The sequence below is a fragment of the Candidatus Beckwithbacteria bacterium genome (assembly GCA_012797845.1).
In the GTDB taxonomy this organism is placed as follows: Bacteria; Patescibacteriota; Microgenomatia; order UBA1400; family UBA1449; genus JAAZOH01.
Window position 1 is genome coordinate 25278 of sequence record JAAZOH010000012.1, and the last position, 6683, is coordinate 31960.

The following is a 6683-nucleotide window of genomic DNA, read 5'->3' on the forward strand; positions in this document are numbered from 1 at the left end:
TAGCGAATGAAACGATCTGAAATTTTGCAAAATATTAAACGACATTGTAAAACTGAATATGCTCAAGTTGATTGCTGGGTGCATGGCATTAGCCATGTCCAGCGAGTGGTTAAGAATGGTCGGGTTCTCGCTAAAGCCGAGAAGCTTAAACCCAAAGATCAGTTTTTGGTTGAATTGGCTTGCTGGCTTCATGATATTGGTCGAGCCGGTGAAGAAAGCGGTTTGCTATTTTTACAAAGCAATCATGCTGAAGTTTCCTATCAAAAAAGCAAAGAACTATTGCAACCTTTTGCCAGACATATTGGCCGTGAATCTTTATATAAGGTGCTTCAGGCTATTAGAGAACACAGTTTGCCCATGCTTAAACATCCAGAAAACCAAATTGCTTGTATCTTGTTGGATGCTGATCGGGGAGCGGGCCTTAATGTGATTGGAATTTTTACGATGCTGGTTTATCTGCAAATTGTTGATCGTCCTTTAGTTTCTTCTCAAACTCAAGCTCGGGCGATGTTACCGGCATTAACCCAAGAGCTGATTGAAAAAAATAAGATTGAAGCAGCAATTGAGCGTTTAGAATTTTTCAAAGGTTGGTATTATGGCTTTGAAAAGCAACCTTTAACCAATGCTCGAGTGGCTCCACTCTATACTAAATCAGCTCCCAAATTGTATGCTAAAGGAATAAAGGAAATTGAAACATATATTAATACATTGCAACAATTACAAAATAGGCAGTAATTTTGTAACCAATCGTTATGCATCAAAAAATATCAGTATTAGGAGTAGAAGTTTCTCAACTCAATCAGCAAACCGTAGTTCCAGAAATTTTAAAACTGGTAATGAGCAAAAAATCTGTCCATATTGTGACTCCAAACCCAGAACATATTGTTCAAGCTCAAGAAGATATAGCTTTTAAAACTGCTTTAAACCAAGCTGATATTGCTATACCTGATGGAATTGGTTTAGTTTGGGCCATGAAAAGAAAAAGTTCAGCCCAAAAGATTGAGAGAGTAACCGGAGTTGATTTAATGCTAGAGCTTTGTAAAGTAGCAGAAGAAAAAGGTTGGATTGTTGGTTTACTTGGAGGGGCTTCAGGCGTGGCTAAGCAAACAAAACAGTGCTTACTGGATCAATTACCATCACTTAAAGTAATAGTCTTACCATATAACATTGCGTTTTCTGATAAAGATTTGAACAAACAGCTTGCTCAAAAAATAGCTGCTAAGCATATTGATGTTTTATTTGTAGCTTTAGGAGCGCCAAAACAAGAACTATTTATATCTAAATATATCAACTATATGAGTACACTCAAAATTGCCATGGGTGTTGGGGGAGCTTTTGATGTGATTTCTGGTCGGCTCAAACGACCGCCTGTCTGGTTACAAAGATTAGGTTTAGAATGGTTATTTCGACTATACCAAGAACCATGGCGATGGAAACGGCAAACGAGATTGGTAGAGTTTGTGTGGAGAGTTTTACTGAGTAAGTAATTAACTGACACAAGATTTAGATTTATCTTCTTCCAGTTTATGCAGCGCAAAAACTTTATTAAAGTCAAAGAAGATTTTACCTGCGAGCATTGTGGATACCATGTCATTGGGACTGGTTACACCGACCATTGCCCACAATGTCTTTTTGGTAAGCATGTTGATCTTGTTATCCCTGGCGATCGATTAGCAGCCTGTAGAGGCTTGCTGGAACCCATTGGCTTACAGACAGTCAATAGTAAGCAGCAGATTATTTTCCGTTGTCAAACATGTAAACAAATCAAATATTGCAAAGTTGCTCCCAATGATAATCAAGATATTTTAGTAAACTTACAGCCAGGTAGAATGCGATAATATTTAAGCTTGGCTATTGGTTTTTGGAGTAATGCCAAGTAGATAGAGGACTGCCTCTTTTTTGTAGCGGCGGTCTCCTCTAGAATTGATTCTAATGGCTGGGAGCTTGCCCCGCTTGCCCCAACGTTTCAAGGTTAGGGGTGAAACTCGAAGCAAATCAGCGACTTCGCGAACGGTTAATAAATCCGGCAAATCATCAATAGAGACTCTTTTACGACCTACTGTTTTAGGTTTTGATATGGTTTGATCTTCCATAGACTCATCCTTTCTGATATTTACTATGATAATACTTAAATCAGAATAACAAAATGATAATTAGTATGTCAATTAGGAAAAGAAACCTAGCTTAAATTTATGCGAAAAATGTGTAATAAATAGGAATTGTAAAAGAGTGTAGACTTATTTATTATTACTATAATAATCGCTCTTTAAATCTTTGATGGGTTTCTAGTCTGATTTTTTTTAAAAAGGAGGTGATGATTATGGAAATCCGATGTAGAAAGGAAATTGCTATGCATATCGGTAAGCAAGAAGCTACCAAAGTAGTACTTAGTAATCTAAATAAACTAAGTCATGCACAATTCTCCCGACAATCTTACGGTCTAGAAAAAGCTCTTTCAAAAGTAGGCAACCAACTGAGTGGTTTAAGGTCAGTGACATTACTTTAAAAAATAGCGCAATATATAGTTGAGACTAGAACCCAAGATCTTGACCGAGCGATTTTTACATAACTGCCAATGGCAGTTTTTTTGTGCCCATTTTTGAAAGTGTTTTAGTCAAAAAAAGACGCTCTATAGAGAGCGTCTTTTATATGTTTACAAAATAAGCTGAACTTATTTTAGCTCAACTTGAGCACCAGCTTCTTCTAAAACCTTCTTGGCGTTTTCAGCATCTTCTTTCTTGGCCCCTTCCAAAATTGGTTTAGGAGCAGCTTCGACTAAATCTTTAGCTTCTTTCAGACCTAGGTCTGGTAAGACAACTCGGACAGCTTTAATGACACCAATTTTGTTGGCACCAGCTGCAGCTAAAATAACGTCAAATTCAGTTTTTTCCTCAGCGGCGGCTTCGCCACCAGCTGCAGGAGCACCAGCGGCTGCAACAGCGACTGGAGCAGCAGCAGAAACTCCAAATTTTTCTTCCAAAGCTTTAACTAAATCGGCTAACTCTAAAACAGTTAAACCTTCAATTTGTTCCATAATCTTGGCCAATTTGTCAGAAACCTGAACTTTGGCTTCTTCTTTTACCTCCTCTTTAGGAGCTTCCTGAGCGTTTGTTTGATCATCTGCCATGATTATTCACCACCTTTCTTTAATAAACTCGAATGTCAGATTCGAAATTTAATTTTTTGAATTTTTAATAGCACCTAAAACGTAAACTAGATTGCGAATATTACCTTGCAAAACATTAACCATACCGGATAAGGGAGCAGCTAAGCTGCCAACCACTTTAGCTTGTAATTCCTGTTTGCCAGGTAGTTTGGATAAGGCAATAACTTGGTCAGCAGTGAGAGCTTTATCGTCAAAATATCCAGCCGTGAATTCTGGGAGTTCATTATCTTTGCTAAAATCAGCAACTACTTTCAAAGGAGCCACCTCATCTTCATAGGCAAAAACCGCAGCAGTAGGACCTTGTAAAGCCTCATCTAAATCTTTATTGTTGTAAGCCAATCTTAGAAGGGTATTTTTGGTTACTAGTAGTTCACCGCCAACTTCTCGGATTTTATCACGCAACTCATTTAACTGGTTAACTCCCAGGCCTCGATAGTGAGCAAATATCGTTGCTTTAGATTGGTTTTTCTTATCTTTAATCTGGTTTAGTAAATCGACATTTTGTTGACTTGGCATACGCTTTTTCATTCTGTAGTTATAAAACTTCAAAATGATAAGTTTATAATTTTAAAATATTAAAAAAGACACCCGAGGTGCCTATAAAAAACATTAAGAAATAAGTCTTAATACTTACAGCTCCTCGGAAAGATTTATATCCTTACGGAACACTTTCTGTCTTTGGATAAAGATATTATAAGTGCAGTTTGAGTTTTATGCAAATTTAATCACAACCAAAAGGATTAAGACATGGTTCTCCCAATATTTCGTTTAAAAAATTTACTCCGTTTTGAATATTTTCTTGATTTTGCATTTCGGTTTCAATTTTTTGTTGCAAGGCTTGACTCAAAGCAGGATCATATTCAGCTACTACTGGATCGCCTCCCAGAATTCCTCCACCATATAACGCCCATAACCCGGCTTGTTCTTTTCTGAAACATTCTTGATTACTATCGTAATAGTAAATTTCACCGTCAGGTCCTTTTAATTTACCATCATCTGTTATAACAGTTTGGTTAATATAATTTTCAACATCATCATTAGCTTCATACGGAGGGAAAAGTAATGAATTTATAGAATCGTAAGTACTATAAGCAAAATTTGTGCTTTGTTGTTTCTTTACTACTGCAGTATCACCTTGTTGTAAGGTATCGGTTTCTATATTCACTGCCGCCGATTTTTCTTCCAAAGCAGTATAATCTCTTGGGTCAATATATGTTCCACTAGCTCCATATTGATTACCATTTGGTGCTGTTGTTTTAGGTAGACTAGTTTGAGATATGCCGCCTTGGCCAGTCTGCCATCGATCTAAAGGCTGATCTGTTATCTGAGTAGGTGAAATCTTTGTTGGTTGCAAATTATCTAGCTGACCATCTTTAATTGGATCATATGATTTGTAAGTACCATTGGCAATCATAGTTTGGAATGTAGAGAGTGGGATAGATGCTACTCCCACCCGTCCTTCTCCAGGATTCAGTGGTGTTAGGGAAATGGTAGGGTTGTTAGTATCTGAACCAGAAACGCTACGGAGATATACTTCGCCATCTTTAATATAAAAATCTTCAGATGTAAAGTCAGAAAGATTGGTTTTAGTTTCTTTTTTTATTATTCCTGAACTAGTAAAGTTAAGAATTGATGATAAAGAAGTAGTGACATTTTTAATTAAATTGTAACCAAATCCACTACTGTCCTTTTCTGATCCTTCCTGGTTTCCTGAAGTTTTGACTAGCTGTTCTTGTGTGCTTATACCCTCTTCAACTTTTTTGTCAATTTCTGCTTGTGTAATTACTGTGCCTGAAGGAGCTAATTTATTAGGATATAAAGAACTATTGCTAGTCCCATATTGGCTTGTACCACTTAGTAGGTCGGTGAAGTTGTCTCTATAAAATTCAGGAAAATAATCCAAGTTGCCCATACTTTTACTAACCATACCAGCATATATTTCATCGGTATCGATATAACTACGATCATCCTTATTCCCTGTAATAGTGTCTTTCATAAGATCTAAGACATCTATATTTTCAACCCCAGAAAACATTCCTATCCATGTATCATTACCCTCTACGTATTCTTTCGCAAAAGCGATAGCCTCTGCATATTCAGGATATTGCTCTGGATCCATTTTTGCTAGTCTTACTGTTTCGGTAACAAGATTATAAACAGCTGCATCACTTTTAAGGGGATCATCACTTTTCTTCTTAAACCACCATTGATGAGCAAATTCATGGAGAATTGCTTCTGGTTGATTAGGAACAACAACTTTAAGGTTACCAGGAAAAGCCAAGCCACCTCCTGTAACAAATTTGCCATCTAAGCTTATATTTGCAAAAACAGGAATATCTTTAAAATAATCAATAGCTGTTTGAGTAACTCCGCTTTTTTCAAAGACTATTGGAGCCAATACATCTTTAGCAATAGGTGAATATTTTAAAGATGCTTCCATATAAACATCATAAACTTCATCAATATTGTAATTATTAAAATAATCAGGTTCGTTTTTTAATATTTCTTTAGCAACATAAAAGAACATTTGCTCTTTAGCAACTGCATTTTCATCAGAGATATTGTTTGACATTTTCTCAGCTATGGTTTGCAACTGTTTATTATCAAGTACTGCTAGTAAATCGAGATCAAAAGCATTATGAATATCTTTAGAAAGATCAATATAAAAAGAGTAAGAATCAGTTATGTTTGGGTAACTTTCAGTTTTACCAACAGCTTGGGAAAAAAATTTTTGAGAATAAGATAAAACTTCTTCATCATCAAGATTTTTATTCACTAAATCCATTAATTCTGAAAATTCAGTTTCAGTGAGCTTGTTTCTAAAATCATTTTTAAACCAAACTAATCTTTGATTACTACTTAGTTTTTTGTTGAGATCTTTAGTCTTAAGAATATATTCTAGGGATTTTTCTAGGAAAAATTCATCTCCTAAAACTTCATTGATAAATAGTCCGTTAAAAACTGAGTTTTCAGTAGCAAGATTGGTTAATGTATCTATATACCCCTCGTAATTTGTAAAATTAGTAGGTTTTTTAGATAGGCTTTGAGCAGTATCGTATATTTGTTCAACTTTATCACTAGAAATACCAGTTTTTTTTAATTGATCAGCATTTTGAATGAGCTCTTTGATATTATCAGCTAGAGCTATCTGGTTTCCCCTAGCAACCTCTTGTCCATTTTTCGTCTTGACCAATTCCCCTGTAGCATCATCAATAAAATAATTAATATTACTATCCTGAGTTGATGTTACTAGATTGGCTTTATCACCCTGGAATTCTAAATTGCCAATTTTAGTTTGATCTGATTGCATTTGTGTTAATTGATGTGTGTTGGTGAACTGCTGGAACTCTTCTTGTGTTTTAGTTTCTGAACTGCCAGAATAAGTTATTTTGTACTGGTATGGTTCATTTGTACCCGCTGATCCGTTATAAATCTTACTGATCTCATACGTTTTACCATCTGAATCTTTATAGGTTTTTTGATTATCATTAAGAGCTCTAAGCATACTCTCAGCCTC

7 protein-coding genes are annotated in these 6683 nt (G+C 35.8%); 3 read left to right on the forward strand and 4 right to left on the reverse strand.

All coding sequences use genetic code 11. The features are described 5' to 3' along the window. The first annotated feature begins 6 nt into the window (after window positions 1-6). Genes GYA49_01770 through GYA49_01780 form a run of 3 tightly spaced genes read left to right on the forward strand, consistent with a single transcriptional unit; the run spans window position 7 to window position 1838 of the window. Entirely contained in the window at window positions 7-735 is a 729-nt protein-coding gene (locus GYA49_01770; GenBank protein NMC35751.1) for an HD domain-containing protein, read from the forward strand. Between the two features lie 17 nt (window positions 736-752). Next, the gene (locus GYA49_01775) at window positions 753-1487 is read left to right on the forward strand and encodes a WecB/TagA/CpsF family glycosyltransferase (GenBank protein ID NMC35752.1); all 735 of its coding nucleotides are present in this window, start codon (window positions 753-755) and stop codon (window positions 1485-1487) included. Window positions 1488-1526: 39 nt separating this feature from the next. Beyond that, window positions 1527-1838, forward strand: a complete 312-nt coding sequence (locus GYA49_01780) for an RNHCP domain-containing protein (protein ID NMC35753.1) — start codon at window positions 1527-1529, stop codon at window positions 1836-1838. 3 nt (window positions 1839-1841) lie between these two features. On the opposite strand, the gene GYA49_01785 is transcribed toward GYA49_01780, so the two are convergent. From GYA49_01785 to GYA49_01800, 4 genes are all read right to left on the reverse strand, one after another. Then, a complete protein-coding gene (locus GYA49_01785; protein NMC35754.1) occupies window positions 1842-2039 on the reverse strand; it encodes a helix-turn-helix domain-containing protein in 198 nt (65 codons plus the stop codon). Window positions 2040-2671: 632 nt separating this feature from the next. Beyond that, window positions 2672-3127, reverse strand: coding sequence for a 50S ribosomal protein L7/L12 (gene rplL, locus GYA49_01790; protein NMC35755.1), 456 nt, complete (start codon window positions 3125-3127; stop codon window positions 2672-2674). 48 nt (window positions 3128-3175) lie between these two features. Further along, window positions 3176-3682, reverse strand: a complete 507-nt coding sequence (locus tag GYA49_01795) for a 50S ribosomal protein L10 (protein NMC35756.1) — start codon at window positions 3680-3682, stop codon at window positions 3176-3178. A 205-nt stretch (window positions 3683-3887) separates the two neighbouring features. After that, the gene (locus GYA49_01800; GenBank protein ID NMC35757.1) at window positions 3888-6671 is read right to left on the reverse strand and encodes a hypothetical protein; all 2784 of its coding nucleotides are present in this window, start codon (window positions 6669-6671) and stop codon (window positions 3888-3890) included. Window positions 6672-6683: the final 12 nt, after the last annotated feature.

What these genes read in the sequence shown, in the direction of transcription:
- GYA49_01770 (NMC35751.1), top strand. Translation starts at nt 7, where the DNA reads ATGAAACGATCTGAAATTTTGCAAAATATTAAACGACATTGTAAAACT.
- GYA49_01775 (NMC35752.1), top strand. Translation starts at nt 753, where the DNA reads ATGCATCAAAAAATATCAGTATTAGGAGTAGAAGTTTCTCAACTCAAT.
- GYA49_01780 (NMC35753.1), top strand. Translation starts at nt 1,527, where the DNA reads ATGCAGCGCAAAAACTTTATTAAAGTCAAAGAAGATTTTACCTGCGAG.
- rplL (NMC35755.1), bottom strand. Translation starts at nt 3,127, where the DNA reads ATGGCAGATGATCAAACAAACGCTCAGGAAGCTCCTAAAGAGGAGGTA.
- GYA49_01795 (NMC35756.1), bottom strand. Translation starts at nt 3,682, where the DNA reads ATGCCAAGTCAACAAAATGTCGATTTACTAAACCAGATTAAAGATAAG.
- GYA49_01800 (NMC35757.1), bottom strand. Translation starts at nt 6,671, where the DNA reads ATGCTTAGAGCTCTTAATGATAATCAAAAAACCTATAAAGATTCAGAT.